This window comes from Flavobacterium rakeshii (assembly GCF_009741375.1).
GTDB classification, from domain to species: Bacteria; Bacteroidota; Bacteroidia; order Flavobacteriales; family Flavobacteriaceae; genus Flavobacterium; species Flavobacterium rakeshii.
The window spans coordinates 1-25,953 of record NZ_WOWP01000017.1 but is presented as its reverse complement, the minus strand read 5'-3'; the positions used below and the strand labels follow the sequence as shown (position 1 = coordinate 25,953).

General features: G+C 35.3%; 25 protein-coding genes. 15 read left to right on the top strand and 10 right to left on the bottom strand.

All coding sequences use genetic code 11. From position 1 onward, the window contains the following. Positions 1 to 19: 19 nt before the first annotated feature. The gene (locus tag GN157_RS06360; protein WP_157482258.1) at positions 20 to 3,109 is read left to right on the top strand and encodes an efflux RND transporter permease subunit; all 3,090 of its coding nucleotides are present in this window, start codon (positions 20 to 22) and stop codon (positions 3,107 to 3,109) included. Between the two features lie 77 nt (positions 3,110 to 3,186). On the opposite strand, the gene GN157_RS06355 is transcribed toward GN157_RS06360, so the two are convergent. Next, positions 3,187 to 3,453: a hypothetical protein gene (locus tag GN157_RS06355; RefSeq protein ID WP_157482257.1), complete on the bottom strand. Its 267-nt coding sequence runs from the start codon at positions 3,451 to 3,453 to the stop codon at positions 3,187 to 3,189. Between the two features lie 177 nt (positions 3,454 to 3,630). Between GN157_RS06355 and GN157_RS06350 the strand changes: the two genes are divergently transcribed. The 7 genes from GN157_RS06350 to GN157_RS06320 all read left to right on the top strand — a co-directional run bounded on the left by GN157_RS06350 (position 3,631) and on the right by GN157_RS06320 (position 14,552). Beyond that, positions 3,631 to 4,308, top strand: coding sequence for a response regulator transcription factor (locus GN157_RS06350; RefSeq protein ID WP_157482256.1), 678 nt, complete (start codon positions 3,631 to 3,633; stop codon positions 4,306 to 4,308). Beyond that, entirely contained in the window at positions 4,301 to 5,572 is a 1,272-nt protein-coding gene (locus GN157_RS06345) for a sensor histidine kinase (RefSeq protein ID WP_157482255.1), read from the top strand. Before GN157_RS06350 ends, GN157_RS06345 begins: the two co-directional genes overlap by 8 nt. A 59-nt stretch (positions 5,573 to 5,631) precedes the next feature. Next, positions 5,632 to 8,055 carry a TonB-dependent receptor domain-containing protein gene (locus GN157_RS06340; protein ID WP_317163508.1) on the top strand — a complete coding sequence of 808 codons (2,424 nt, stop codon included), beginning with the start codon at positions 5,632 to 5,634 and terminating at the stop codon, positions 8,053 to 8,055. Positions 8,056 to 8,123: 68 nt separating this feature from the next. Then, on the top strand, positions 8,124 to 10,082 hold the full coding sequence (locus GN157_RS06335) for an LTA synthase family protein (protein WP_157482254.1): 1,959 nt from the start codon (positions 8,124 to 8,126) through the stop codon (positions 10,080 to 10,082). A 3-nt stretch (positions 10,083 to 10,085) separates the two neighbouring features. Further along, positions 10,086 to 10,964, top strand: a complete 879-nt coding sequence (locus GN157_RS06330; protein WP_157482253.1) for a diacylglycerol/lipid kinase family protein — start codon at positions 10,086 to 10,088, stop codon at positions 10,962 to 10,964. Positions 10,965 to 10,975: 11 nt separating this feature from the next. Further along, positions 10,976 to 11,416 (top strand): hypothetical protein, encoded by a 441-nt coding sequence (locus GN157_RS06325; protein ID WP_157482252.1) that lies wholly within the window; start codon positions 10,976 to 10,978, stop codon positions 11,414 to 11,416. Positions 11,417 to 11,858: 442 nt separating this feature from the next. Next, the gene (locus tag GN157_RS06320) at positions 11,859 to 14,552 is read left to right on the top strand and encodes an Ig-like domain-containing protein (RefSeq protein ID WP_157482251.1); all 2,694 of its coding nucleotides are present in this window, start codon (positions 11,859 to 11,861) and stop codon (positions 14,550 to 14,552) included. Between the two features lie 183 nt (positions 14,553 to 14,735). Here the strand turns inward: GN157_RS06320 and GN157_RS06315 are convergent, their stop codons facing one another. The 7 genes from GN157_RS06315 to GN157_RS06285 all read right to left on the bottom strand — a co-directional run bounded on the left by GN157_RS06315 (position 14,736) and on the right by GN157_RS06285 (position 18,671). Then, positions 14,736 to 15,332 carry a hypothetical protein gene (locus tag GN157_RS06315; protein ID WP_157482250.1) on the bottom strand — a complete coding sequence of 199 codons (597 nt, stop codon included), beginning with the start codon at positions 15,330 to 15,332 and terminating at the stop codon, positions 14,736 to 14,738. A 32-nt stretch (positions 15,333 to 15,364) separates the two neighbouring features. Continuing rightward, entirely contained in the window at positions 15,365 to 15,730 is a 366-nt protein-coding gene (locus GN157_RS06310) for a hypothetical protein (RefSeq protein ID WP_157482249.1), read from the bottom strand. 49 nt (positions 15,731 to 15,779) lie between these two features. Further along, complete coding sequence (locus GN157_RS06305) at positions 15,780 to 16,049, bottom strand: hypothetical protein (protein ID WP_157482248.1); 270 nt, start codon at positions 16,047 to 16,049, stop codon at positions 15,780 to 15,782. 152 nt (positions 16,050 to 16,201) lie between these two features. After that, positions 16,202 to 16,471: a hypothetical protein gene (locus GN157_RS06300; protein ID WP_157482247.1), complete on the bottom strand. Its 270-nt coding sequence runs from the start codon at positions 16,469 to 16,471 to the stop codon at positions 16,202 to 16,204. Positions 16,472 to 16,820: 349 nt separating this feature from the next. Further along, positions 16,821 to 17,099 (bottom strand): hypothetical protein, encoded by a 279-nt coding sequence (locus GN157_RS06295; protein WP_157482246.1) that lies wholly within the window; start codon positions 17,097 to 17,099, stop codon positions 16,821 to 16,823. Between the two features lie 352 nt (positions 17,100 to 17,451). Continuing rightward, a complete protein-coding gene (locus GN157_RS06290; protein WP_157482245.1) occupies positions 17,452 to 17,697 on the bottom strand; it encodes a hypothetical protein in 246 nt (81 codons plus the stop codon). Next, positions 17,694 to 18,671 carry an IS1595 family transposase gene (locus tag GN157_RS06285; RefSeq protein WP_157482244.1) on the bottom strand — a complete coding sequence of 326 codons (978 nt, stop codon included), beginning with the start codon at positions 18,669 to 18,671 and terminating at the stop codon, positions 17,694 to 17,696. Before GN157_RS06285 ends, GN157_RS06290 begins: the two co-directional genes overlap by 4 nt. A 399-nt stretch (positions 18,672 to 19,070) precedes the next feature. On the opposite strand from GN157_RS06285, the gene GN157_RS06280 reads away from it, so the two are divergent. Genes GN157_RS06280 through GN157_RS06270 form a run of 3 tightly spaced genes read left to right on the top strand, consistent with a single transcriptional unit; the run spans position 19,071 to position 20,426 of the window. Continuing rightward, the gene (locus tag GN157_RS06280) at positions 19,071 to 19,811 is read left to right on the top strand and encodes a hypothetical protein (protein ID WP_157482243.1); all 741 of its coding nucleotides are present in this window, start codon (positions 19,071 to 19,073) and stop codon (positions 19,809 to 19,811) included. Further along, positions 19,808 to 20,125: an HNH endonuclease signature motif containing protein gene (locus GN157_RS17820; RefSeq protein ID WP_197429409.1), complete on the top strand. Its 318-nt coding sequence runs from the start codon at positions 19,808 to 19,810 to the stop codon at positions 20,123 to 20,125. Before GN157_RS06280 ends, GN157_RS17820 begins: the two co-directional genes overlap by 4 nt. A gap of 4 nt (positions 20,126 to 20,129) precedes the next feature. After that, positions 20,130 to 20,426, top strand: coding sequence for a hypothetical protein (locus GN157_RS06270; RefSeq protein WP_157482242.1), 297 nt, complete (start codon positions 20,130 to 20,132; stop codon positions 20,424 to 20,426). Here GN157_RS06270 and GN157_RS06265 read toward each other — a convergent pair. After that, complete coding sequence (locus tag GN157_RS06265) at positions 20,407 to 20,571, bottom strand: hypothetical protein (protein WP_157482241.1); 165 nt, start codon at positions 20,569 to 20,571, stop codon at positions 20,407 to 20,409. The genes GN157_RS06270 and GN157_RS06265 overlap by 20 nt on opposite strands. A 166-nt stretch (positions 20,572 to 20,737) precedes the next feature. On the opposite strand from GN157_RS06265, the gene GN157_RS06260 reads away from it, so the two are divergent. Beyond that, a complete protein-coding gene (locus GN157_RS06260) occupies positions 20,738 to 20,908 on the top strand; it encodes a hypothetical protein (protein WP_157482240.1) in 171 nt (56 codons plus the stop codon). Here the strand turns inward: GN157_RS06260 and GN157_RS17990 are convergent. Then, positions 20,895 to 21,029, bottom strand: a complete 135-nt coding sequence (locus tag GN157_RS17990; RefSeq protein WP_262884912.1) for a hypothetical protein — start codon at positions 21,027 to 21,029, stop codon at positions 20,895 to 20,897. The genes GN157_RS06260 and GN157_RS17990 overlap by 14 nt on opposite strands. 585 nt (positions 21,030 to 21,614) lie before the next feature. On the opposite strand from GN157_RS17990, the gene GN157_RS06255 reads away from it, so the two are divergent. The 3 genes from GN157_RS06255 to GN157_RS06245 all read left to right on the top strand — a co-directional run. Next, positions 21,615 to 22,805, top strand: coding sequence for a PAS domain-containing sensor histidine kinase (locus GN157_RS06255; RefSeq protein ID WP_157482239.1), 1,191 nt, complete (start codon positions 21,615 to 21,617; stop codon positions 22,803 to 22,805). Continuing rightward, positions 22,802 to 23,851 carry a response regulator gene (locus tag GN157_RS06250; protein ID WP_157482238.1) on the top strand — a complete coding sequence of 350 codons (1,050 nt, stop codon included), beginning with the start codon at positions 22,802 to 22,804 and terminating at the stop codon, positions 23,849 to 23,851. Before GN157_RS06255 ends, GN157_RS06250 begins: the two co-directional genes overlap by 4 nt. A gap of 582 nt (positions 23,852 to 24,433) precedes the next feature. Then, the coding region (locus GN157_RS06245) for a PKD domain-containing protein (protein WP_197429408.1) at positions 24,434 to 25,953 on the top strand (1,520 nt) is incomplete at its 3' end.

Below are 25,953 nucleotides of genomic sequence, written 5' to 3'. Positions count from 1 at the left end.
GGCTAATACCAAATTACACATGCAAAAATTAGTTCAGAAAATAGTGGCTTTTTCCCTTAAAAACTCTGTTATCGTATTTTTTATGACAGCAGTGCTTTTAGGTGCCGGGATTATAAGCTATATACATACCCCTATCGAAGCATTCCCCGATGTAACCAATACAAGGGCCCGTATCATTACACAATGGCCGGGACGTAGTGCTGAGGAAGTTGAAAAATTTATTACACTGCCTATTACAAAGGCAATGAATACCGTACCTAAAAAAGCCGAAGTACGCTCCATATCTCTTTTTGGGCTTTCGGTAGTAACCGTATTATTTAATGAAGATGTTGATGATTTTTATGCACAGCAATATGCTTCAAACAGATTGAATAATATCGATTTACCCCAAGGCAGTGAGGCAGAGATTGATCCGCCTTCCGGGGCAACCGGAGAAATTTTTAGGTATGTAATTAAAAGTGATCTGCCTATTAAAGAGGTAACTGCGTTACAGGATTGGGTTATTGAACGCGAACTGGTTTCGGTGCCCGGTGTGGCAAACGTAGTAAGCTTTGGTGGTGAGGAAAAAACCTTCGAAATCAAAATAAACCCTACCGAACTTAATAATTATGACCTTTCGGCACTAGATGTGTTTGAAGCTGTTTCAAACAGTAATATCAATGTAGGCGGAGATGTTATACAGCGTGGAGACCAAGCCTATGTGGTGCGTGGTGTAGGACTTATAGATAAGGTTGAAGATATTGGAAACATCCTTATTAAAACCGTTGGTAATACACCAGTACTGGTAAAACACGTGGCCGATGTTTCTATTTCGGCAAAACCAAGATTAGGACAGGCAGGACTTGATGAAAACCCCGATGTGGTTGAAGGCATAGTTATTATGCTTAGAGGCGAAAACCCTGCCGATGTAATTGAAAGTTTAAGAGATCGTATAGACGAACTTAATACCAGGGTACTACCCTCTAACGTACAAATAGTACCATTTATAGACCGTACAGAACTGGTTAGCCATACCGTACATACAGTTAGCAAGAATCTTATAGAGGGCGTATTATTAGTTTCACTTATAGTTTTTATTTTCCTGTATAACTGGCGTACAACAGTAATTGTAGCTTCGGTAATACCGTTATCATTTCTCTTCGCTATTATAATGTTGCGTATACAGGGGCTACCGGCTAACCTTATTTCCATGGGCGCCTTAGACTTTGGTCTTTTGCTCGAAGGTACTTTGGTTATTGTGGAACAGGTGTTTGTTACCCTAGAGAAAAAAGCTCATAAAGTTGGCATGGATCGTTTTAATAAAATGTCTAAAATGGGACTTATTAAAAAGAGCGTTGGTAGCGTTGCCACATACATATTTTTTGCACTTATTATTCTTATTGTTGCCCTTATGCCTATTTTCTCTTTCCAGAAGGTGGAAGGGAAAATGTTCTCCCCGCTGGCATTTACACTGGGTTATGCACTCGTAGGTTCGCTTATATTAAGCCTTACCTATGTACCCGCCATGTGTAAAGTGCTACTCACAAAAAACATAGTGGAAAAGGAGAACAAAATATCGCGCTTTTTTAGGGAAAAACTGTTTGGTTTATTTCAGTTGAGCAGCAGGTACCGTAAAGTGACCATTTACAGTTTCATTGCACTTTCTGCTGTTTGCTTTGTACGCTTTATGTTTTACGGTTCTGAGTTTATCCCTAAACTTAACGAAGGTGCGATTTACATAAGGGCAACTTTACCTAATAGCATTAACCTGGAAGAATCGGTTAGGTTAACGGGAGAAATGAAAAAAAGACTGGCAAAATTTGAGGAAGTAAAGTTTATACTCTCCCAAACGGGAAGACCTAATGATGGTACCGACCCTACCGGTTTCTTTAATATTGAATTCCACATGGAGCTTAAACCCGAAGGCGAATGGAACAGAAAAGTAACTAAAAACGAACTTATTGCCGAAATTAAGGAAGAGCTCGAAGTGTACCCCGGTATCAATTTTGGTTTTAGTCAGCCTATTCAGGATAATGTAGAAGAGTATGTGGCGGGGGTTAAAAGTCCGCTTGTAATAAAAATATTTGGGGACGACCTTTTTGAACTGGAAAAAATGGCCGAAGAGGTAGCCGGCTCCATTAAAGATGTAAGAGGTATAGAAGATATTAATGTTTACAAAAATATTGGGCTGCCGGAACTCCGCATCCAACTCCATGATGAGAAGATGGCACGTTATGCCATCACGACCGCCGATGCACAGGCAGTAATAGCTATGGCTATTGGCGGTCAGGCAGCCTCTACTTTTTATGATGATGAAAAGATGTTTGATATCAGAATCCGTTTTCAAAAGGAATACAGGGATACCAAAGAAAAAATAGAAAACATACTTATTCCTGCCACCGATGGTAAGCGCGTACCCTTAAAAGAAATTGCTACCATTGATTACAAAACCGGACCTACCTTTATTTATCGCGAAGGTAACAGCAGGTACATAGCAATAGGTTTTAATATTGAAGGCAGGGATTTAGGCAGTACAATTACCGAAGCACAAAAGAAAGTTGCAGAAGAGGTAAAACTGCCTAAGGAAAATACAATTAAGTGGGCCGGTGAATTTGAAAGTAAGGAAAGAGCCTCTAAGCAATTAGCGGTAATTGTACCAATAGTGTTACTGTTTATTTTGTTTTTACTGTATTTCAACTTTGGCAATCTTAAGGATACTCTTATTGCCACAAGTACAATACCGTTTGCATTTATTGGAGGCTTCCTTTCCTTATGGATTACCGGTACTGTGTTTGGAATTTCGGCAGGTATTGGCTTTATAATACTCTTTGGTGTAAATACCATAAACAGTATTATACTTATAGCTGTGATGAAAGAAAACATGAGGAAAAAAATGCATCTTAATGATGCGGTTAGTGAAGGGGTTTACGACAGGATTAGACCTATTGTAATGATTGCACTAATGGGATCGCTGGGGCTACTGCCCGCAGCCATGTCTACAGGAATGGGATCAGAAATACAAAAGCCGTTAGCTATTATGATTGTAGGCGGACTACTGTTTTGTATGATACTTTCCCTTACCGTACTCCCACAGGTATTTTATTTAAGTTATAAGAAAAAGCCATTGTAGTTAGGTTAATTTGTTTTTTTAAGAACCGGGGCTGTCTCAAAAGGACAGTCCCTTTTATTTTTAATTAATACAACTAATCAGGTAAGACCCAGAAATCCGGACGATGATGCTCCAAAAAGTAAAGCACCGTCTTCTGCATTTAATGTTATAAATATAGGAGTGTCTCCATAATAACCTTCATAATAATACGCTACTGTATGGATTGCTATTTCCTTCCCTTTCATAGTTCCATAAGGTATCCTTGTTTTTTCTGTATTCACTTTTTCTGATATCCGAATATAGTCTATTTTATTTCTATCAAGATAATCTTTTACTATTTCTATTGCTTTTTCTGGTGATATCATTATTTCAAATCTGTTATTTAGTGTGGTTTATTATTGTATTATTTAAATTAAGTACAACAAAGTTATACAACTTTGTAGAGTATCGTTAGAAAACTACATGCTCTCATAGCGGGTTTCTAAAAAAGTAATAAATAGACATTCAAAATTAATTCAAAATCTATTTGTTTAAATTGCAGTATGAAAATCCTGATTATAGAAGACGAGCCTGCAATTGCTAACAGTATTATTGAATACATGACTCCTAATGCTATTATATGCGAGTCGGCAGCAACAGCAAAAGAAGCAATGGAAAAGATTGAGTTATACAACTACGACTGTATACTACTGGATCTAATGTTGCCCGATGGCGATGGCTTTGAGATACTTCGTGAATTAAGGATGCTTCAAAAAACAGATGGTGTGATAATTATTTCTGCCAAAGAAACACTTGATACCCGTATTGAAGGTTTACAACTTGGCGCTGATGATTACTTAACCAAACCTTTTCACTTATCAGAATTACTGGTAAGAATACAGGCTCTTATACGCCGCAAGAACTTTAGTGGTAACAACATTATCTCTTTCCACGAAATATCAGTAGATATTTTATCTAAGTCGGTATCTGTAAATAATACTAAATTAGACGTGACCAAAAAAGAAATAGACTTATTGCTGTTTCTAATAGGAAATCAGGGGAAAGTACTCTCTAAAGGTGCAATTGCCGAACACCTTTCGGGTGATATGGCAGATATGCTGGATAATCACGATTTTGTTTATGCTCATATCAAAAATCTTAAAAAGAAACTGGCAAAAGCAGGCAGTGCAGATTATATAAAAACCGTATACGGACTAGGCTATAAATGGAGCGATGAATAAAAAACTACTCAACATAACAACCCGCAGTTTTCTGCGCTATTCGGTAATCATATTAATAATATGTGCTCCGTTATTCTACTTTATGAGCCATTGGCTGTATGTATATGAAACCGACGAAATACTTTCCTTTCATAAAAAAGCCTTTGTAGAAAATGAACTTCATAATGGGAACTTCTCTGAAAAGGATATTGAAGTATGGAACAAATACAATCGTGATGTTGAAATTGTCCCTGATACCGGAGTACAAAAAGATTCTATTTTCGGCACCATATACTTCGACCCTTTTGCTAATGAGTCAGAACCTTTCAGGGAACTTTGGGCTCCTATAGAAATAAATGGCAAACGTTATACCTATATTGAGAAAAACAACCTTGTTGAAATGGAAGACATGGTATATACCGTAGCTTTTATGTTCCTGCTAATTATTTTAATTTTAATGCTTGGAATTATATTCCTTTCAAACAGGCTGGCTAAAAACCTATGGGGTCCGTTTTATGATACCCTTTCACAAATACGCAGTTTTGAAATTGATAAGGACACAAAGCCTCATTTCCAAAATACGGGTATTGAAGAATTCAACCAGTTAAATACAAGCCTTGACCGCCTTATAGAAAAGAATACTGCCATTTATAAAAACCAAAGGGAATTTGTGGAAAATGCTGCCCACGAACTACAAACACCTTTAGCGCTTTTCCAAACCAAACTGGACAACTTATCTCAGGCTGAAAACCTTACCAAAGATCAGTTTGAAATATTGGAGTCACTAAATAACGATGTGTCCAGACTGAACCGACTTAACAAAAACCTGTTACTGTTATCAAAAATTGATAATGAAGCTTACTTTGAAAAAGAATCGGTTTCTGTAAATAATTATATCAATAAACACCTTGACTTTTTCATTGAGCAGGCAAACTCAAAACATATTACCGTAAATACTCAGCTCTCTCATGAGCTTACCTTAACAGCAAACCCAATACTTACTGAGGTATTGATTAATAATCTTTTCCTTAACGCCATAAGGCATAATGTAAAAAATGGCAGTATTACCATAACTACAGGCACAAACAGCCTTACTTTTAGTAATACAGGAAATGGTTCATCTCTGGATGAGGAAAAACTATTTAACCGATTCTCTAAATCAGACCCTTCCTCTCCCGGAAACGGACTGGGATTAGCTATTATTAAAAGGATTACCGAGGTAAATAACTGGCAAATTGAATACCAGTTTAATAATAACAGCCACAGTTTTGCCATAAAATTTTAAAATTCAGATTTCCTTCTAAATCACTGTATAGTTTTACCCAAAAATCAAACTATAATACCGTGAAAAAAGAAAACACATATCAGCCTTTAAAACATATTTTACTACTGGTAATTTCCTTAATAAGCATTACTGGTTTAGCACAGGATAAAAAAGTAACCCTATCAGGTACGGTTAGGGATACACAAGGTGCTGTTCCTTTTGTAAATGTTATAATCACTACACAAAAGGATAATAAGGTTATTGCTGGTACTCTTACTACAGAAACAGGAGCATATACCTTAAAAGATATTCCTTCGGGCAAATACAATATTGAGATAAGTGGTTTGGGCTATGCAAAATCTATTATCCCGGTATTTGTAGGTTCGTTAAGCGATTATCAGGATTTAGGAGAAACTACATTACAGGAAGAAAGTACTGCCCTTAATGAAGTTGTGATAAACAAACAACAGGATGCCGTATCAGACAAAATGGATAAAAAGGTATTCTCTGTTTCCGATAATATTACCCAAAGCGGTGGCTCTGTATTGCAGGCTATGCAAAACTTACCGGGAGTTACGGTTAATGACGGAAAGCTGGAACTTAGGGGTAACAACAAGGTAATGGTATTGATTGACGGAAAACAAACAGCCCTTACCGGATTTAATACTCAGTATGGTCTTGATAATATTCCGGCTTCGGCTATTGATAAGATAGAGATTATTGAGAATCCGTCGGCTAAATATGACGCTAACGGAAATGCGGGAATAATTAATATCGTTTACAAAAAGGAAAAAAGTAATGGATTAACAGGTAAGGCTGGTCTTGCAGGTGGCTATGGTGCATTATGGGAACGAAAGGCTAATCTGTCTGATATGAGTCCGCAATACAACTTCACTCCAAAAATAAATCCTTCCCTGTCACTAAATTACAGAAAGAATAAAGTTAACTTCTATGTACAGGGAGATTACCTGTATACCGAGGCTCTAAATAAAAATGAGTTTGTTACCCGTACCTACGACGATGGTACTATTATTAACCAACAGACAAAACGCAACAGGGATACCCGATTCACAACTTTTAAAAGCGGACTTGACTGGGAATACAATCCTAATAACACCCTGTCACTATCTGTAATGTATGGACGTGAAAAAATACTCGATCATGGTGAAGAACCCTTTTTTAACGGAGACTACAGTGAACGTTTACGTTTTTGGAAATTTCTTGAAGATGAGGTAAAAACCACGGTGATGGGTTCAGCCAGTTACCAGCATAGGTTCAGCCAGCCTGGACATGTATTAAATGCCGGACTGAATTATACCTTCCATAGGGAAGACGAAAAGTACAATTTTAATAACATTATGCCTGATTATACAGGAACCGATGCCTTCAAACTACTGTCAGACGAAAATGTGGTTGACCTGAATATCGATTATATAAAACCCTTAAAACAGGGACGCCTTGAAACCGGATTCAAATTCAGGAACAGGGTAATCCCTACAGACATGCAGTTTTATCCGGACACTAATTCTGTTATAGATGCTGATGCCGGTGGTAAAGCCGACTATGAGGAAACTATTCCTGCCGTATACGGTAACTATGTATATGAAAGTGATAAGATTGAGGCTGAAGCAGGTGTAAGAATGGAATATCTGGATTTGGAATATGAGGTAAACCCTAACCATCCTGTTTATAAAAGTGACGGTTACCATTATTTCCAGCCCTTCCCTTCCTTAAGGTTTGGTTATAAAATAAATGACAACCACAAGCTATCCCTTTTCTACAACCGAAGAGTTGACAGGCCTAATGAGGTTGATATTAGGATATTCCCTAAATATGATGATGCTGAAATTATTAAAGTAGGTAACCCGGGCTTACGTCCGCAGTACACCAATTCGGTAGAATTAGGCTATAAGGCCTATATTAATGGCGGATACTTTTTTGCATCATTATACAACAAGTTTATAGAAGGTACTATAACACGTATAGCTACTACAGTACCCGATAATACAATTATTTATAATGTGTTTGAAAACGCAGGTAAAAGCCGTGCTATGGGTACACAACTTATATTTTCTAAAAAAGTATCATCTTGGTATACCTTCAACATTAATGGTAACCTCTATCAAAATACTATAGATCCTTTTAGTGTAAATATAGTTTATCCTGTACCTACAACATACACAGGTACAAAACAACAAATTACATCGGGTAATGTAAAATGGAACAGTAACCTTAAGTTTAGTAATAACCTTAGTGCACAGGTAAATATGGTTTATCTGGCGCCTGATATTGTACCTCAGGGACGTACAGGTTCACGATTTTCGGTAGATGCAGGAGTTAAAAAAACAATCCAAAAAGGTAAAGGTGAAATTTACGCCAACGCAACAGATCTTTTCGGTACGCTTGTAATCAGGCAAAAAGTACAGGCAAACGGATTTAACTATACCAGCAATAACTATTATGAAACACAGGTAATACGTGTGGGGTACAACTACAAATTCTAACCACCTGAGTAAAAATTCTAATTTTCTTCAAAATTGGTCCCGAACATTGTATCAAAAAACACACAAACATGTTCAAGATATTTCGTAATACCGGACGATTTACGCTACTTGCTAATTTTGTACTTTGGTTTCTAACTGTTTCATTATTGCTTCGTTTTACCTTTTTTATATGGGAAAACAGCGAAGTATCGTGGAATACTGTTAACCTGTTACGTACTCTTATTACCGGATTATTTTTTGATATAGGTGCAGCGGCATTTATATGCCTGCTACCAGCCCTGTACTTTGTTTTAATTCCTAACAGATGGGTTGGCAGCTTTGTGGATAAGGTTATTATTTGGGTTTTTACCGCCCTTAATGTATTTATATTTACATTTTCCTTTTTTGCGGAAATTACCTTTTGGGAAGAATTCTCAAGGCGCTTTAACTTCATCGCGGTAGATTATCTTATCTATACACACGAAGTGGTGGCTAATATAAATGAGTCATATCCCCTTCCTTTTCTCATTAGCGGGATTGTTTTAATCACAGCCCTTATATTATTAATATTTTACAAAAGGAAAGCCTTTAATCTTACTTTTAAAAGTACAGCGACTACTAAACAGCGCATTGCTGTAATATCAACCGTAACAGCCACAGCACTTTTATTCGGCTTTTTTATAAACAATGCTTCGGCAGAATGGTCTGTAAACCGATATAATTCTGAAATTTCCAAAAACGGAGTGTATTCGTTTTTCGCTGCCTTTAGAAACAACCAAATGAAGTATAATGATTTTTACACTTCAATCGACCAGAAGAAAGCATTACAAATAGTAGAAAACAAACTTAAAAGCAGTAATTCAACATTTACAGATAAAAGCAATTCTATTCACCGTACTATTACAGATACACTTGATTCATCTGTCAAAAAAAATCTGGTATTTATAATGGTGGAAAGCCTTAGTGGCAGTTTTATGAAAGAGTTTGGTAACGACGAGAACCTTACGCCGTTTCTTGACAGCCTGGCACAAAAAAGTATATTTTTTGAAAACCTGTATGCTACAGGAACAAGAACCGTGAGGGGTATGGAAGCAGTAACGCTATGTATCCCACCAACACCTGGAAGAAGCATTGTTAAACGCCCTGAAAACTCAAACCTGTATACCATAAGAAACGTTTTTGGTGATAAGGGATATGACTGTAATTTCTTTTATGGCGGTGACGGATATTTTGATAACATGAACGCTTACTTTGGCGGAAACGGCTTCTCTATTTACGATCGTGGCAGAGGAAGCGTATTGAGTGACAAGATACAAACCGTTCGCCATAACATAACAGATGAGGAGGTTACTTTTGAAAATGCATGGGGAATTTGTGATGAGGATATTTTTAATAAAATGCTATCGGTTGCAGATGAGCAATACAAAAACAACAAACCGTTTTTCAATTACATAATGACAACCTCAAACCACAGGCCATATAGCTATCCTGAAGGAAAAGTTGATATCCCGTCGGGTACGGGAAGAGCGGGCGCGGTTAAATATACCGACTATGCTTTACGTGAGTTATTTAAAAAAGCTTCAACAAAGCCGTGGTTTAAAAATACTGTGTTTGTAATTGTGGCTGACCATTGTGCCAGTAGTGCAGGTAAAGATGCTATTGATGTGGCCAACTACCATATCCCTGCATTTATTGTAAATTTTGACGGACAGCCTAACAGAAAAATAGAACAACAATGTTCTCAAATAGACCTATTCCCTACCCTGTTCTCTCTTTTCCACTGGAGCTATGAGTCAGACTTCTTTGGTAAGGATGTGCTGTGTAATGATTTTGAGGAACGTTCGTTATTGGGTACCTACAGGAAGCTTGTACTTATGAAACAGGATAAGGTAATGATATTATCAGACCAAAAAGGGCAGGATTTCTATCAATGGCAAAAAGATAAGAATGAGTTAACACTAAAATCTATGGATAAGAGTTTTCTTGACGAAACGATTTCCTGGTATGAAACCGCTGATTATCTTTATAATAACAAATTATTACAGTAACCCATGAAATACCTGCATTTTATTGTTAACCCTATTTCGGGCAAAGGAAACCATGTAATAGACAAAGAGCTACTGGCTTCTATATTTCCGGAAAACGAATACAGGATTGAAATAAGCCATACCGAAGGTAAAGACCATGCTAAAACATTAGCGGTAAAGGCGGTAAAAAACGGTGCCGACTGTGTGATTGCCTGCGGAGGTGACGGAACGGTTAACGAAGTGGCTTCTGCCCTTATCGGTAGTCAGGTGCCTTTGGGTATAGTCCCGGTAGGTTCGGGTAACGGACTGGCCTCTAATTTAGGAATTAAGGGAAGTCTGCAGGAAGTAATTACTACCATCAAAAAACAAAACATTACCGTTATAGACAGTGGTTGTGTTAATGATAATTATTTCTTTAGTAATACAGGACTGGGTATTGATGCCGAAGTCATAAAAAAATACGAGCAAAAAGGAAAAAGAAAACTATGGGCATACATAGTCGCTTCACTGGAAGCAAGTTTATCCTTTAAACATTACAATACAACTATTAAGTTTGGAGATAAGGAACTGGATATTAATCCGTTTTTACTGTTTATATCAAACAGTAACCAAATGGGGTATGATATGAGCCTAACACCACAGGCAAAGCTTAATGACGGATACCTTAACCTGGTAACGGCTCCTAAAATGTCTTTCCTTCAAAAAATGAAAATGGGTTTCCTTGTTCTTAACCGTAACTTTTTAAAGTTTAAAGCGGCTCAGCATAATCTGGCACAATCAGTAACCATATATCAGCCGGAAAGGATTTATACTGATATACAAATTGACGGAGAGTACCATAGTCTAAAAACCAATTATATACATATTGAAATAATTCCTGCATCCCTAAAAGTAATTTGCTAAACTATTTTATCATGAAAAATATAATTCGTTTACTTTGTATATTATTTCTTTTCAATGTTTCATGTACCAAGAAAACACAATGCCATTCGTTCATTACATACCCTAAACTCACCAAAAACTTTACTATGGGAGTATGGCATTTTGAAATAATAGACAGCAAACTTCATGACGACTATACCAATTATACCTTTCATTTCAATAAAGACTTATCGTTCACAGTAGATGATAATGAAAAAAGCTATAAAGGGAAATGGAATGTAATTAGTGATAACGGTACAGACGACTCCCCGGCTACTGATATAGATCTTGATTTACTGTTTACAGCCTATGCTCCGCATAAACTGGAACAACTGGGACATAATTACCATATTTTAAACCGTACCAAAGAAAAGATTGAACTTATAAATGAAGACACAGACCACCCGGAAAGGCTCATACTTTTCAGGGTTTAGATTAGGCTTTATTTTTTTAATCAGTAAATGAAGTATTACTTTACAAATCCCCGCTATATGCCATTATTTACAGAGTTTGAATAACTGTAAAATAATTTTGTATGTAGTACTGTAATGCATAATAAACATTAAAATTAAAAGAAAATAGACCTTTACTGCTTCTCATTTTATTACTCTAGTAAAATCTGTATCTGTATAATTAAGATTTTAAGTACTTAAAATAATTTTAGGAGGTATGATTTCATCTTGAATAATAAGTTTTCACCTATATTTTTTCTTGATTACAGCATTTCACCACAAATATTAAAAATCTAAATACCAAACAGTTACCAAAACGAAACCGTTATAGTATTCTTGATTTTCAATTTACCTTTTTTAAATTTTTAGGCAAACGCATAGTTTAGTTAAACACTTAATTAGCAGAAACTTAAAAATTTAAAATATGAATAACCAACTACCTATTACTTCTTTGAAAAGAAAAAGAAATTACTTTATGATTATTATCTTTTTCTTACTCTTACACTCCGGTTTATATGCACAACGCGGATATTATGATGCTCCTTATAAAAGATATGAAGCCAACCTGGGGCAATTATCTAACGGTGCTTCAGTAACCTCAAAATCATATGCCCAATCTGACCTGCAATCGGAGGCATCAAATCAGCAATGTGTAAATATGTCGGCTTCAAATGCTACCGTACAATGGAATTTAACCGAGGCCGCCGACGGACTTGTAATAAGATATAGTGTGCCCGATGGACAATCGGCTACACTGGGTGTTTATAACGGAAACACAAAGGTTACAACGCTAACCCTTACCTCTACATGGTCGTGGGAATACCTGTGGAGTAACGGGAATCCTAATAATAACGGAATAACAAACCAAAATCCGCGAATGCGTTTTGATGAAGTGCGCTATAAGTTCCCAAACAAAATACCTGTAGGAGGTACTTTAAAACTGGTAAGGGAGTCAGGAAATATCCATTTGGATTTTGCTGAGATGGAACCTGTTCCGGCTATCGTTGCTGCTCCTGCCGGTGCTGTTACTTATACCGGAAACGGAAGTAACCTTCAGTCATTTATTGACCAAAACGGAGGGAGTAAAATATATATTCCAAGCGGCGTTTATAACGTAAGTACTGAATTGTATTTTGGAGTATCAAACACTTCTTTAATTGGTGCCGGTATGTGGTATACCCAAATTAATTTTACCACTACCAGCAGTGGTAATGGCGGATTAAGAGCTAATGCAACGAATATTTCATTTGCGGATCTTTACCTTACTACAAATTCAACTTCCAGAAGTAATTCTTACAAAGCTATTAATGGTGTGTTTACCTCTGGTTCAACCGTAAAAAATATATGGGCAGAACATTTTGAATGTGGTGCCTGGATTGCACAGTACAATGTAGGAGGCCCTGCAATTGCCGATGGCTTTACACTATCACACTGTCGCTTTAGAAATAATTATGCCGATGGAATTAACCTATGTAAAGGGACTGCAAATTCAGTAGTAGAACATTGTAGTTTTAGAAATAATGGAGATGATGACCAGGCAATGTGGTCTGCTAACGGACAGGAATGTATCAATAATACGTTTAGATACAATACTTCCGAAAACTGTTGGCGTGCAAGCGGTGTTGCTATTTATGGCGGTAAAGACAACAAGGCTTATAACTTGATTATTAAAGACAACCTTGAAGCAGGTATTCGTGTAAGCAATAATTTTGACGGAGCTCCTTTTAATAATAACGGAACTCATGAAATACATGATATTACTATAACAACATGCGGCACATTTAACGATACCTATAATAACCCGGTAGCTGCAATAGATATTTTTAGTGCCAGTAATGCAGGGACTCAGGTTAAAAATGTTAGCATGTATAATATTGATATTTTAGATTCCAGAAACGATGCTATTTCAATTAGTAAACGATCTGGCGACGGTATTTACAATCTTAACTTTAATAATATAACGGTTAACGGTACAGGTAAAGAGTTCCCAAACAACAATGCTCTTAACAGAGATTGGGGAAGAGGTTATTGTGTGCTTATTGCCAGCGCTCCAAACGGTAATGCTACCTATTGTAACATGGATTACTCTAACAGGGGTGGTAATGCTACTACTGATGAAAACACCAGTGGAGGCGGTTCATTCTCATGGACACAAAGCACGAACTGTTCGGGCGGACAAAATGTTGCCGTTACGGGTGTAACCCTATCTCCTGCTACAGCTACTTTAAGCGTTGGAGGGACTTTACAGTTAACTGCTACTGTTGCTCCTTCAAACGCTACCAATAAATCTGTCACATATGCTTCGAATAATACCGCAGTAGCAACAGTTAATACGAGCGGACTAGTAACAGCAGTTTCGGGCGGAACAGCAACTATTACGGTAACCACTACAGACGGTAACAAAACGGCAACATCAAATATTACGGTTAATACAACATCTGGTGGTGGTAACTACTACACTATTAAAAATAAATGGACCAATAATTACCTGTATGATGCCGGAGCAAATGTAGGATATGGCCCTAGTATTGCCAATAATAACTACAAATGGGAAAAAATAGCTGTTGACGGTACTTATTATATACTGCAAAATGTTGGCACCGGAGATATAATACATATTGAAAATTTAACCGGAACGGTACAATGCTCAGCAGGTTTAGACTCATGGTGGAGTGCACAATGGTCTAGCGAATATGTTGACGGAACATGGGTAAGAATTAAAAACAGATGGCAAACCAGTAGTATGATACATATTGAAAACCTAACCGGTTATGCGCAATACTTAGGAGGACAAAACAACTGGGAAAGTGCACAATGGTTATTTGAAGCAGCTCCCCAGTCCAGAAACAGCACTGTTGAAGAGTTAACAGCAGAAAACAATGCACTGATTACTATTTATCCAAACCCGTCAACTAATAATGAGTTTAATGTTACCATGCCAAAATTACAACCGGGCGATGTTGCAACCATAACAGTGACCGATATAAATGGCAGGCAGGTATTAGTAAGTAAACAAAAAGAGTCGGGTAGAATAACTCATAACTTAGCAACCGGGGTTTATGTTGTTAGTATAAATTCGGGAGCTTTCAATGTTTCCAAAAAACTGATTGTTAAATAAACTGGTAAAAAAGAAATTATCTATTAACTCCAATTGTGCTGTTAACAGCACAATTGGAGCTTTATATTTTAAGGTATATCAATGTACCTTTCTTTTTACTTTGCACTTAAATCATCAAATTTAAAGATAAGTGTTTATTCCCGTTTAAGCTTTTTATCAAATTCATAACTATAAATATTGGTATTATTCTGCCATAGAACCAATAATAATACCTGTAACTTTTGATTCTTTCAGCATAAAGAAAACCCCTTCATATATATTCCCTATTACAACAATCTCTTTGTTAGAATCTTCTTTACTGATATTACCTTTATATTGATTATAAACTTCCTCTTCTGAAGAACCAATCCTTATTCCGTGTGATGTAGTCATATTACAGGGATATGTAAGTTTTATCTCGGCTACAATTTTTGCACTTTCCTGAGCATCAACCCTCATTACCAAACTTATTCCCTTCTCTTCATAATCCCAACTTTGATAATACTCCCCGTCTACCTGCGAATATTCCTGTTTACCCATTATAAATCCATCCCCTAATTCATTAAGTATCTTTTTTTCACTTAACCCTAGTTTTAACCAGCCGGATAATGTTTCTCCTTCTAACTGATTTAGATTATTTACAGGTCTATCATTATTTATAACTACATCACTACCCTTTGATATTTTGTTATCATTATCAGTAACAAACTCTTTATTTATAATCAACTCCTCATTTTCTTTTTGCACCTCTTTACAGGAAAAAAAAGAAAAGATCAAAAAAAGAATAACTCTGATTTTCATAAGTGGAAATTTATATCTCTAATAATTGGTAATCAAAACAACAATAGCCATTCAGTACGTGACTGTATATAAGTTTTAAAATTGTCAATCTCATTAGCTGTCCAGTGGTGTTTTATGTGTTTAATAATTTCCTGTTTAAAGTGTGTATCATCACTATAATCCAAAACACACAGAACCGGAATCCATGACATCCTGATAAAATTAAAAAACGGAATAACCCTATTTTGAGCATCAATAGCCTCTTCAAGTAATATGTTTTTAAAAAACGGTAATCTTGAAGCAAATATGGGATAATAATTCACTTTACCGTAAACAGGATTTTTTTCTCTGAATTTTTCCTCTAAAACAATATCTGTAAAATCGTTAAGGTCTTGGTTTATCAAGAAAATTTTATTCATTAATACCTAATTCTTTTATAAAGCTAATATAGAAACACACATAAAATTGCTATTGTTCAAGATCATAAAACCTTGTTGAGTTTATTCCAAAAAGTAAAGCACCGTCTTCAGCATTTACTGTTATAAACCCATGATCATCTCCATAATAACCTTCATAATCATAGCATACCGTATGCACGGTGAGTACCTTGCCTTCCATAACACCATAAGGTATTTCTGTTTTTTGGGTTAATACTCTTACTGACATACGTAGGTAATCTATTTTATTTTTATCCAGATAGTTTTTCACTATTAATATTGCATCTTTAGACTTTATCATTACGTCTTTATAATTAAGTTAGTAAACGTTATTTTTTATAAAATATTTACTATTTGCGTCTTTATCTATTTCATAATAATATCACTCATTACTTTTGATGTTATGTCTCTGATTTGTTCTTCGGTGTGGTTCATTTTTTTATTTTAAAATTGCTATTCATCAAATTCAAAAAACCTTGTTGAGTTTATTCCATAAAGTAAAGTACCGTCTTCGGCATTTACTGTTATAAATACAGCAGAAGTTACATAAAGATAGTTATCCTCATAACATACCGTATGGACTGTTAATTCCTTACCTTTCATAGCTCCATGAGGTATTATTTCTGTTGCGGTTTGTACTCTCTCTAACACTGTAACGTCTGTAATTTTATTCCTGTCAAGATATTCCTTTACAATTTCTACTGCTTTTTCCGGCTCTATCATTATTTTTTTATTTGGTGTGGTTAATGTTATTTTTTATAAATACTATCTTTTTTCTATTATAACAAAATCTTTAACTGTACCGTTAATAAACTCACTAAACAGACAGTTTAGTAGCTTAAACTCTATTTTATGAGCTATTTCGGCTCTGTAAACACCCAAAAAGGACGCTCCAAATCAATATTATTATCATTGAGTATTCTAAACAGAGAATTCCTGTAATCACCAGCCAATTCCTCTAATAGGTACCCCTCCTATCTCCTTGTTTTCTTTAAGTTTTCTTAAAAATTTTATTTCCATAGCATTTCGAATTTAAAACTAAAATTACAGATTCATGTTATTATAAACAATGTTATAATTTCCCTTTTCTTTTTAGCTTCATTTTTTTTAAAGCACTGTCTTCCTCCGCTTTTTTTTCAGGACTAAGTGACTCATAACTCAGTTTTTCCACCTGCTCCCTCAATAAATTTAATCGCTTTAAAGCTGCTCTGTTAGCATTAATATATGCCTCAAGCACATCTTCACTTGGAAAACCGCCGGTTAAATCCCTTCCATAATTTTTCTCTGCAATCGCATCAAGCTCTTTTTTGAGATTATTATACTCAATTGTCTTTTTTTGTAAAGCAGTCATCTTATTTCCTCATATTATTTTTGGTAACTATATACAATATTGCACTAAGTTTTTAAATTAAAAATCCCTCCTGTTAAAGAGGGATTACTTTTTTACTTATCTTTAATTTGCTTTCTGTTGCCCAACACTTGATAAATGAAGAAGGTCAAGTGGTGAACCTGAATCACCTTTTATTATTAACGCCTTAATGTAATAGAAAATGGCAGCAACAGGAAACAAACAAAAGAAGTTCACAAGAGTTTACCGCAGAGGTTTATCCAATGACAGGGAATACTACTTGAGAAGTATGCCTACAAAACGAAAGTGTAAGTAGGAGAGTTATTAAGGGGATATAGGACGTGTGTCCCCTTTCTTATTTATCGGGTTTAGCTTTCATAAACTGAACCATTGTTTTATCAAAATCTGTCATGTCTTCTATATCTTCTGCCCGAATTGTATTTACAAATACTCCACCTATCGGAAGACTTTTTATTTTATCGGGCGGAAATTTCTTTTCGGGGAATAAGTCTTTTATTTCAAGTACATCAAAATAAAGCTCGTTCTCATGTACTGCATATCTCACGTTGAGTTTTATTAATTGTGATGATTTTAATTTCATGCTATTAAGTCTTTGTACTTTAATCTTACTGTTGAATGTAAAAATAAGTAATTAAAGCGTTCGTTGTTTGTCATACCTCTTAAATTGAAGCGGTAAACATGCTCGTCACAGTATCTGAATAAATGTTTTCTGCTCCACCAATTGTAAATCCCGTTATAACTGCGCTTCATAATTCCCCAAAAACTTTCCATTGAATTTGAATGTATTTCTGGGTTGTCATAGTCTACGTATTGCTTTTTGCCGTGGTCTACTACATGGTGGTCAAAATAGTTATCTAATCCTTTATACCCGTGCCATTCATCAGAAATCAGAGTGGCGTGTTTTTCTACAGCTTCTTTTAAGAATGGCTGTATAACTTCTCTTTTAGTATTTACAGTTACTCTAAGTTTTACTTTGCTGTTTGTTATCTGTACTTTCTTGCCGTTTATTATTTCTGTTTCACCTCTTTGTAATACTCCTGTCACTGCTGTTTTATCTTTCCAGCTTCTACCTTGTGATGCCTGTACTTTTTTGTCCTTATGTCGGTTTTTATTTTTACCGCCGAAAAACGTTTCGTCCGTTTCACATATAGAATTGTCAGAAAACTTTTCATCGGTGGTATTCTCTATATTAAAAGCTGCTCTTATTCGATGTGCTAAAAACCAAGCTGACTTTTGTGTTATACCTAACTGCTGTGCTAAGTTTACAGAGGACAGCCCTTTCTTTGAAGTAGTCAATAACCAAACGGCTATAAACCACTTTTGTAAAGGTATTTTTGTACCCTCCATGAAAGTACCAGTCAAAATATTAAACCTCTTGTTAAGCACACTGTCTTTATAATAGTTATTAGCACATTTATAAACCTTATGTTCTGCATTATAAGGACTAACAGGAGTGCCCGACCACATAAGATTTTCTAAGTAATCTATACAATGCTGTTCTGTTGGGAAAGCCTGTAATAAGTCGAGAATTGATTTAATGTTGGTGTTAAACATGACATTTAAACGGTTATGAATTACACTTTAAATATAAGAATAATATTTCATATTAGTGCAACTATCTTCTAATTATTTAGCTGTAAAAAACTCAAATTTAGTTTGTTATCCTGATTTTTACAAAACCGTAAATTTATATGTTATAATTCCTTAAATTGCATGCATAAAATATCGAAAAAATAAGCGTTAGCTTTCATTCTGTCAATTAGGAAATCTGGTAAATTTCAAAAACACGACTCGGAATGAATAGGTTAAACGCTCACGCTATGGCGTGGGTGTGCCTGTTCTATGTCGTAGGGTTTACCAGAGCCTCTAATGGTAGAATATGGTTACAACCCACGCTTTATATTTTGTATAATTTTCACTTTTGGGTTTGAGTGAACTAAATCACCTTACCATATGGAAGTTTTAGGTTATATCTTTCTGATAATTATTATTGTTGTTGTCATTAACAATCTAAGTTCAAATAGGCAACCTATCATAAGCAATACTTCTTATGATAATACTCCAATTTCATTTAAGAAAACTTTTCCTGAAGGAAAATATAGACTATTGCTAAAATATTTTATGAGTATTGATGTTAACCCTTTATTTTCAAAAGATTTAAAAGAGGTTTCAGTTTCTTATATAAAACCTAATTGGTCTGTAAAATACACATTAGAAGAGATAGAATCTTACTTATACATTGACTGGGAGTTGTCGGCAAATTCAAGTGTTATTGAAAACAAGACATGGCAATTTAATAGTTATGATGATCAAACATATATTTATAAGACTGTAATGAAAGAAGCTGGTGACATCTCTTTGAAAAGATTAACTCAGGTTGGTATGTTAAATAACTACAGTAATACTGATATTTATGAAACACATTCTAAAATTGAGTTTGAGTATCTATTAAAAAAAGTACTAACCGAAATTTTAAATGAAGCTACTGTTATGATTTCTCAAAAGAAAAATATAAATGAACTAAATGAACTGACAATTTATTTGAATAAGAAATTAGTCACTAACGTAGCAAAAGTGTTTGACTTAACCACTATTACACCTTCTCTTTCCATTAGTGGTATTATAGCAGATATGGACAAGGAGATACAAGGTAAAATTAGCTTAAGGGTGGATAAAATATTAAGGGGTGTATGAAACTCCTAATTCTTTTCATATTGCTTTCTCTTTCATGCTTCGCTCAAGCTAACACTTTCACAGTTGACTGCACTACTTATTATATCAACCGTTGTTATTCTCATGGCGGAAATATGGTAAAAAGAAGCTATAAGAATAAAAAGGAATTTCTTAAATTACACAATCTAACCCACACCCCAAAAGGGTATGAGATAGACCATATAATCCCCTTATCACAAGGCGGCACAGACTGTCCTGATAATATGCAATTATTGACTATAGAACAGCACCGCCGTAAAACATCAAAAGAACGTAAATCAACTAAAACCAATTAATATTATGTCAATTTATTCCACAGACCCAGAAAAAAGATTATTTCTTTACCAAAATCATTTTCGTAACGATGGTAAAGAATATAAAGAACAATTTTATTACCAAATTAAAAACGTAGAATATAACGATAGACAGGGGATTGAAAAAGTAGAAGCTGTCGGTTTTATAAACTTAGAAAATTACCTAAAAGGTAATAAAGAGTATAGCGAAATACAAATTGTTTTTACAAAACCCTTAGACAATCAAGTAGAGTTAGCGGTAGCTACTTATGAGCAAACAAAATCTATGGGTGGTGGGAAGTAATAATAGCTACTTTGCACACAAAATATTTAGGTTTGATAACCTCGTCTTGAAACTTTTCTTTGTGTAATTCTTTTACTTTCTCATAAAACAAATCCCATTCGATATGAGAAGCTGTATTCAGGTAAGAATATAAATCTGTTTCCATAATTTCTATAAATTAAAAAAGTCCCCGATTAGAGGGACTTTGTTGTTATTAAATTGTTTATATTTACGAGACTGGTATGCCTCGACTTCGATATTTAGCCTCTTAATTGGGGCTTTTTTATTTATTGTAAAAAGTGTAATTTGCAATTATCTAATAATTATACCTTATGGACTTTATACAACAACATTCTGACGATGGTAAAATCAAAATAAGAGTTAGTACTATAACAGCTTATAGATTAAGTAATGATGGTGTAAATGCTGAAGTGTTACTATCAGACGGTAATTGGATTAGAACTGCAACTTCTTTATCTAAGTTAGAAGCTATGTTAATGTAGCTTTTGATTTTAATCTGTTGGTGGCTTCTTTTAAAACAGCCTCGGCGAATTCTAATTTATCGCCTTTAAATAATTCTACAATAGAATTTATTTTTTTATCATATTCTGTCTGCTTTTCCATAATATTTACTTTTAGTGCAATATTGTATATAGTTACCTTATTTTTTTATAACTTCATGAATCGTCTGGTCTTCATCAGGAAAATTATACATCACTCTAATTTCCCCGTCATCGGTTTTATTAAAGTCAATTATACAGTAAATATCCATGATATCAATATCACTGCAACCGCCTTTTTTATAATTCTGTTTTACCCGGCTTATCACTGCATATTTGTTCAATATCTTCAAAACTATCTATATAAACTACAGCAGTTAGGACTAGTATAACAAATAAGGCTATGTATTTAGTATATTTTCTTTTTTTCATTATCAACTTAAAAGATTTTATATCAGGCTTTATTACTCGGTTTGTATCATAAGGAAAGCTGATTTTCAGTTTTCTAAAAATGCCAAAAGAAAACAAACTTTATTTAGAAGCAATTTAATCTATTTGTAAAAATATTCTTCAAAAATTACCGTTCATCCGAAAAATTAAACCGTTCATCGACAGAAAACCATCCTTCAAATAAAATCGTAAGTAAAATATCTATATAATAAATAACTTTAATTAAATATTGAATATACACCCCAAAATATTGATCAATATGAAAGATCAGGTGCTATTAAACGCTATTATAGAAAATGCTATTGACGGCATTATTACCATAAATCAACATGGGGTAATAGAATTGATAAATCCATCCGCCTGCAAACTCTTTTTATATACCCCCGAAGAAATTATAGGTCAAAACATATCAGTATTAATCCCTTCAACACTAAAAGAGAAATACAGTTCCTGGATACGTTCTTTCAGCCGATCATCACGCACCAACAGGGTAAGAAGTGCCAATAAAGAATTAATAGGTTATAAAAAAGACGGTAGTGTGTTTCCTTTTAGACTGGGGATAAGCGAAATTAAACTTGGTGATAAAAGAATATTTACCGGTTTTGTACACGACCTGAGTTACCAAAAAGAAGCCGAAAACAAACTCCTGTTATATACCCAACATCTTGAAGAACTGGTTAAAGCAAGAACCATTTCGTTAGATGAAACAATAGATGCCCTTATTGATGCAAAAGAAGAAATAAGTACCGCACTGGAAAAGGAAAAAAAAGCAGGACAGCTTAAAAGCAGGTTACTCTCAATGGCTTCACACGAGTTTCGTACCCCTTTAAGCACCATACAGTTATCAACATCGCTAATACAACGCTATGCCGAAAACCTGGAGGAAAGTAAAATTGAAAATCACGTCTATAAAATAAAAAGTGCCATATCTAACCTTAAAACTATTCTTGACGATTTCCTACAGTTGGAAAAAGCCGAATCTAATAAAGTTACGGTATCTCCATCACGATTTGAAATTGATGTTTTTGTTAAAGAAATTATAGACGAACTACAGGTACTGGCAAAAAAAGAACAAAAAATAATAGGTTCACATACTGGTAAAGCCAAGCTTGTAAAACTCGATGTAAACCTGCTTAAAAACTGTATCATCAACTTGGTTGCTAACTCCATTAAATATTCGGGTGAAGAAACCAGTATTGAAATCAATACATCGGTTACCCAAAACAATATCATCATAACTGTTAAGGACAACGGTATTGGTATACCCGATGAAGATCAGGAACATTTATTTGAAGCCTTTTTTAGGGCCCATAATACCGGTAGTATACCGGGTACAGGATTAGGACTGCATATTGTAGCCCGTTATGTAAAGCTTATGGGAGGTACCATAAGTTGCAAAAGTGAGGTTAATGAAGGAACATTATTTACCATCCAATTTCCGCGCAAATGATTAAAATACTCATCATAGAAGATAATGATAATATCAGGGAAAACATTTCCGAGATATTGGATTTGTCCGGCTATAAAGTATTTGCTGCCGCTAACGGAAAAACCGGGGTGGAACTCGCTCTTAAAAATGAACCCGATGTAATACTGTGCGACATTATGATGCCTGAAATGGATGGCTATGGTGTATTGTACATACTTAGCAAAACTCCGCAAACTCAAAACATACCCTTTATATTTTTGACTGCAAAAGCCGAAAGGACAGATATTCGTAAAGGTATGGAGCTTGGTGCCGACGATTATCTTACAAAGCCTTTTGACGATGCCGAACTGCTTAGGGCTATTGAGTGCCGAATAAAAAAAAAGGAGGCACAACAACTATACTACGGTCACACGGCAGAAAACCTTGATACCCTGATTACGCATAAGGACGGACTTCATAAACTAAAAGAAGCCATGCTGGAGCGTAACAGTCGTCAATTTAAAGCACATCAAAACATACATTACGAGGGAGACCATGTAATAGGTATTTACTACATTATAAGTGGTAAAGTAAAAACAGTTAAGCATACCGAAGAAGGCCGTGAGCTTATTACCGGTATGTATAAAGAAGGTGATTATCTGGATATAAACATCATACACTCAGCAAACCCATATAATGATACTGCTGTTGCCCTTGAAGATACTACCCTGAGCTTTTTACCTATTGAACAACTGGACAAGCTTTTGTATTTACATCCTGATATAGGTACACGGTTTATTAAAATACTTGCTAAAGATATTAGGGAGAAAGAAGAACGCCTTTTACAAATTGCCTATATGTCGGTAAGAAAAAGAATCGCTGAGGCTATTATAAAGTTAACCGAGCGTTATGGAATCGATAGTACTACGGTTAAAACTTCACGCGATGATCTTGCTGCACTTTCGGGAACCTCTCCCGAAACGGTTAGTCGTACATTAAGCGATTTTAAAGAAGAAGGTCTTATCTCAAAAAATGCAGGAACCATACATATCCTTAATTTTAACAGACTTACCTCACTCAAAAACTGATTTAATAAGTATACTTTATTATCTCTCCTATTATACAATAAAAGTATAATCTCCAATATGTGCCTTTTACGGGGCACTTTTTTATTGTAATAATTTCATCCCCCAACTACAAAACACTAACAACTATTTACCTCACACTGAATATCTATCCCAAATATAAAATTTTGTGATGTATATCATTTTTCTCCGTGACGGGTGTCATTATTTAAGCAGTATTTAAAATATAAATTTGATATGTTCTTTTTATCCAATATTTAAATAATTAGATAACAAATGATTTAAAACATAAAATTTAATTCTAATAACCTTTTAACACCTAAACAAAACGCCCCAAAAACAAAAATACCATCAACACCCTTCATTTGTAATTCTTTACAAATAACCTAGCAACCGTAATAAGCAAATTTTTTGAAATGTAATGAACATTAATTAACCAATTAATGGGACAAACTCTATAATCATTTTTTGATTAAAGCAGTATGAAAATCTTAGGAAACAATAGTCTGGAAAATTAAATAATTGAAGATTATGAAGAACACTACCCCCCTAATTAAAAATATTAAATATGTCTGTATAACCTTAATGCTACTATTTAATATTCATTTTACGTACTCGCAAGTAGATTTAAGGACCTGTGGTTTTGATTGTACATCAAACAACTACACCCTTACTGATGTATACCTAAGCCTTTCTGATGTAGACGGGACTCCTATCGGGAATACTCCCTGTACCATTGGAGATGTACAACAGGTATACATTTATTTGAATTATACTTCAAACGCTAATTCAAGTGTCTACTATGCACGGCTAAATGCCGATTTAAATATAGGTGGAGTTTCCACCTTTCTTAATGTTTACTTGGGACAAATTGTTCCGGGTAGCAATATCAAGCTGTTATACGGTCCGTTTGACTGGGTTTGTGGTGACGAATTAGATTTATCTGACACTATAATCGCATGGAAAACCAGCAGCAGTAACAATCCCGGAGAAAACTATCAGTGTAACAGTTTCTCAAATGCTCAGTGTGATTACACAAATGAAATTACAATTTCAAAACCACTGGCAGTACAGTTTACTTACACTGCCTGTACTGTAGGGAGCGAAACTACTGTAAATTTCACATCGACTACAAACGGTGGTAAGGAACCTTATACCTATGCATGGGACTTTGATAATGATGGCGGCCCTGCCGACTCTACCCTGCCAAACCCTACACATGTATATACCACCCAAAACAACACTGCCAAATTAACGGTGACTGATTTTGAAAACATGTCAAACTCCTACACCGTGCTTATTGTTGAGCCAACAGAATTAATGCTGAGCGAAAGTCATACCAGTGTAGGCTGTAGTGGCGGTACGTCATCCATAACATTAACCGTATCCGGAGGTACTCCGGGTTATACTTATTTATGGAACACGGGTGCCACCACTAAAGATTTGGCCGATGTACCCCCGGGCGACTATAATGTTACCGTTACCGATAGTTATAACTGTTCAAAACAACTGTTTGTAACCATAGAGGACGGAGATACCGTTATACCGGTAATTGATCCACTACCCGACCCTTCAACAATTAACTGTCCGGAATCACCTTCATTTGAACAGGCTACAGCTACAGATAATAGTGGTTCAATCAGCTCATTAACATATACCGATGAAACTACTCCTGGCTCATGTCCCGGTACTTATTCGGTAACCAGAACCTGGATAGCTAAAGATGCCTGTGATAACGAATCGCTTCCAGTAAGTCAAACCATTACAGTTGAGGATACAACTCCTCCTAGCTGGATAACCGGACCACAGGACCTTGATGTAACACTGGAATGTAGTGACAGCGACGGACTCGCAGCTGCACAATTACAGGAACCGGTTGCAGAAGATAGTTGTAATGATGTTTCATACACTAAAACCTCAGGCTCTTTCGTGTCATCCGGTTGTGCTAACGCAGGTACTTATACCAATACCTGGATTGCTACTGATGAATGTGGCAATGTATCGGAAGTGTTTACCCAAATAATCACTATTGAAGATACTACTGCTCCGGTGTGGAGTTCAGAACCAATGGAGCTTGACATCACTTTAGAGTGTAGCGACCTTGA

Coding starts and splice junctions, on each gene's coding strand:
- GN157_RS06360 (WP_157482258.1), top strand. CDS start 20: ATGCAAAAATTAGTTCAGAAAATAGTGGCTTTTTCCCTTAAAAACTCT.
- GN157_RS06355 (WP_157482257.1), bottom strand. CDS start 3,453: ATGATATCACCAGAAAAAGCAATAGAAATAGTAAAAGATTATCTTGAT.
- GN157_RS06350 (WP_157482256.1), top strand. CDS start 3,631: ATGAAAATCCTGATTATAGAAGACGAGCCTGCAATTGCTAACAGTATT.
- GN157_RS06345 (WP_157482255.1), top strand. CDS start 4,301: ATGAATAAAAAACTACTCAACATAACAACCCGCAGTTTTCTGCGCTAT.
- GN157_RS06335 (WP_157482254.1), top strand. CDS start 8,124: ATGTTCAAGATATTTCGTAATACCGGACGATTTACGCTACTTGCTAAT.
- GN157_RS06330 (WP_157482253.1), top strand. CDS start 10,086: ATGAAATACCTGCATTTTATTGTTAACCCTATTTCGGGCAAAGGAAAC.
- GN157_RS06325 (WP_157482252.1), top strand. CDS start 10,976: ATGAAAAATATAATTCGTTTACTTTGTATATTATTTCTTTTCAATGTT.
- GN157_RS06320 (WP_157482251.1), top strand. CDS start 11,859: ATGAATAACCAACTACCTATTACTTCTTTGAAAAGAAAAAGAAATTAC.
- GN157_RS06315 (WP_157482250.1), bottom strand. CDS start 15,332: ATGAAAATCAGAGTTATTCTTTTTTTGATCTTTTCTTTTTTTTCCTGT.
- GN157_RS06310 (WP_157482249.1), bottom strand. CDS start 15,730: ATGAATAAAATTTTCTTGATAAACCAAGACCTTAACGATTTTACAGAT.
- GN157_RS06305 (WP_157482248.1), bottom strand. CDS start 16,049: ATGATAAAGTCTAAAGATGCAATATTAATAGTGAAAAACTATCTGGAT.
- GN157_RS06300 (WP_157482247.1), bottom strand. CDS start 16,471: ATGATAGAGCCGGAAAAAGCAGTAGAAATTGTAAAGGAATATCTTGAC.
- GN157_RS06295 (WP_157482246.1), bottom strand. CDS start 17,099: ATGACTGCTTTACAAAAAAAGACAATTGAGTATAATAATCTCAAAAAA.
- GN157_RS06290 (WP_157482245.1), bottom strand. CDS start 17,697: ATGAAATTAAAATCATCACAATTAATAAAACTCAACGTGAGATATGCA.
- GN157_RS06285 (WP_157482244.1), bottom strand. CDS start 18,671: ATGTTTAACACCAACATTAAATCAATTCTCGACTTATTACAGGCTTTC.
- GN157_RS06280 (WP_157482243.1), top strand. CDS start 19,071: ATGGAAGTTTTAGGTTATATCTTTCTGATAATTATTATTGTTGTTGTC.
- GN157_RS17820 (WP_197429409.1), top strand. CDS start 19,808: ATGAAACTCCTAATTCTTTTCATATTGCTTTCTCTTTCATGCTTCGCT.
- GN157_RS06270 (WP_157482242.1), top strand. CDS start 20,130: ATGTCAATTTATTCCACAGACCCAGAAAAAAGATTATTTCTTTACCAA.
- GN157_RS06265 (WP_157482241.1), bottom strand. CDS start 20,571: ATGGAAACAGATTTATATTCTTACCTGAATACAGCTTCTCATATCGAA.
- GN157_RS06260 (WP_157482240.1), top strand. CDS start 20,738: ATGGACTTTATACAACAACATTCTGACGATGGTAAAATCAAAATAAGA.
- GN157_RS17990 (WP_262884912.1), bottom strand. CDS start 21,029: ATGGAAAAGCAGACAGAATATGATAAAAAAATAAATTCTATTGTAGAA.
- GN157_RS06255 (WP_157482239.1), top strand. CDS start 21,615: ATGAAAGATCAGGTGCTATTAAACGCTATTATAGAAAATGCTATTGAC.
- GN157_RS06250 (WP_157482238.1), top strand. CDS start 22,802: ATGATTAAAATACTCATCATAGAAGATAATGATAATATCAGGGAAAAC.